This is a genomic window from Enterobacter sp. Bisph1, assembly GCF_000814905.1.
Lineage (GTDB): Bacteria > Pseudomonadota > Gammaproteobacteria > Enterobacterales > Enterobacteriaceae > Kosakonia.
Map to the genome: position 1 here is coordinate 1 of NZ_JXAG01000005.1, position 1,817 is coordinate 1,817.

The following is a 1,817-nucleotide window of genomic DNA, read 5'->3' on the forward strand; positions in this document are numbered from 1 at the left end:
TTTAAATTGAAGAGTTTGATCATGGCTCAGATTGAACGCTGGCGGCAGGCCTAACACATGCAAGTCGAACGGTAGCACAGAGAGCTTGCTCTCGGGTGACGAGTGGCGGACGGGTGAGTAATGTCTGGGAAACTGCCTGATGGAGGGGGATAACTACTGGAAACGGTAGCTAATACCGCATAACGTCGCAAGACCAAAGAGGGGGACCTTCGGGCCTCTTGCCATCAGATGTGCCCAGATGGGATTAGCTAGTAGGTGGGGTAACGGCTCACCTAGGCGACGATCCCTAGCTGGTCTGAGAGGATGACCAGCCACACTGGAACTGAGACACGGTCCAGACTCCTACGGGAGGCAGCAGTGGGGAATATTGCACAATGGGCGCAAGCCTGATGCAGCCATGCCGCGTGTATGAAGAAGGCCTTCGGGTTGTAAAGTACTTTCAGCGGGGAGGAAGGTGTTGTGGTTAATAACCGCAGCAATTGACGTTACCCGCAGAAGAAGCACCGGCTAACTCCGTGCCAGCAGCCGCGGTAATACGGAGGGTGCAAGCGTTAATCGGAATTACTGGGCGTAAAGCGCACGCAGGCGGTCTGTCAAGTCGGATGTGAAATCCCCGGGCTCAACCTGGGAACTGCATCCGAAACTGGCAGGCTTGAGTCTCGTAGAGGGAGGTAGAATTCCAGGTGTAGCGGTGAAATGCGTAGAGATCTGGAGGAATACCGGTGGCGAAGGCGGCCTCCTGGACGAAGACTGACGCTCAGGTGCGAAAGCGTGGGGAGCAAACAGGATTAGATACCCTGGTAGTCCACGCCGTAAACGATGTCTATTTGGAGGTTGTGCCCTTGAGGCGTGGCTTCCGGAGCTAACGCGTTAAATAGACCGCCTGGGGAGTACGGCCGCAAGGTTAAAACTCAAATGAATTGACGGGGGCCCGCACAAGCGGTGGAGCATGTGGTTTAATTCGATGCAACGCGAAGAACCTTACCTGGTCTTGACATCCACAGAACTTGCCAGAGATGGCTTGGTGCCTTCGGGAACTGTGAGACAGGTGCTGCATGGCTGTCGTCAGCTCGTGTTGTGAAATGTTGGGTTAAGTCCCGCAACGAGCGCAACCCTTATCCTTTGTTGCCAGCGGTTCGGCCGGGAACTCAAAGGAGACTGCCAGTGATAAACTGGAGGAAGGTGGGGATGACGTCAAGTCATCATGGCCCTTACGACCAGGGCTACACACGTGCTACAATGGCGCATACAAAGAGAAGCGACCTCGCGAGAGCAAGCGGACCTCATAAAGTGCGTCGTAGTCCGGATTGGAGTCTGCAACTCGACTCCATGAAGTCGGAATCGCTAGTAATCGTAGATCAGAATGCTACGGTGAATACGTTCCCGGGCCTTGTACACACCGCCCGTCACACCATGGGAGTGGGTTGCAAAAGAAGTAGGTAGCTTAACCTTCGGGAGGGCGCTTACCACTTTGTGATTCATGACTGGGGTGAAGTCGTAACAAGGTAACCGTAGGGGAACCTGCGGTTGGATCACCTCCTTACCTGAAAGAACCTTTCTCTGTAGTGTCCACACAGATTGTCTGATGAAAAAGTAACGAGCAAGACGGCTGCGAAGTCGTGACACTCCGTGTCCCCTTCGTCTAGCGGTTAGGACTCCGCCCTTTCACGGCGGCAACAGGGGTTCGAATCCCCTAGGGGACGCCACTTGCTGGCTGTGGGTGAAAGGCACAACCAATCAGTATCTCAAAACTGACTTGCGAGTCATGTTTGAGATATTTGCTCTTTAAAAATCTGGATCAAGCTGAAAATTGAAAC

1 tRNA gene and 1 rRNA gene are annotated in these 1,817 nt (G+C 53.7%); both read left to right on the top strand.

What is annotated here, in order from left to right:
* The first annotated feature begins 3 nt into the window (after positions 1-3).
* Positions 4-1,543 (top strand): 16S ribosomal RNA (locus tag RW65_RS00040).
* A gap of 88 nt (positions 1,544-1,631) precedes the next feature.
* Positions 1,632-1,706 (top strand) — tRNA-Glu (locus RW65_RS00045).
* Positions 1,707-1,817: the final 111 nt, after the last annotated feature.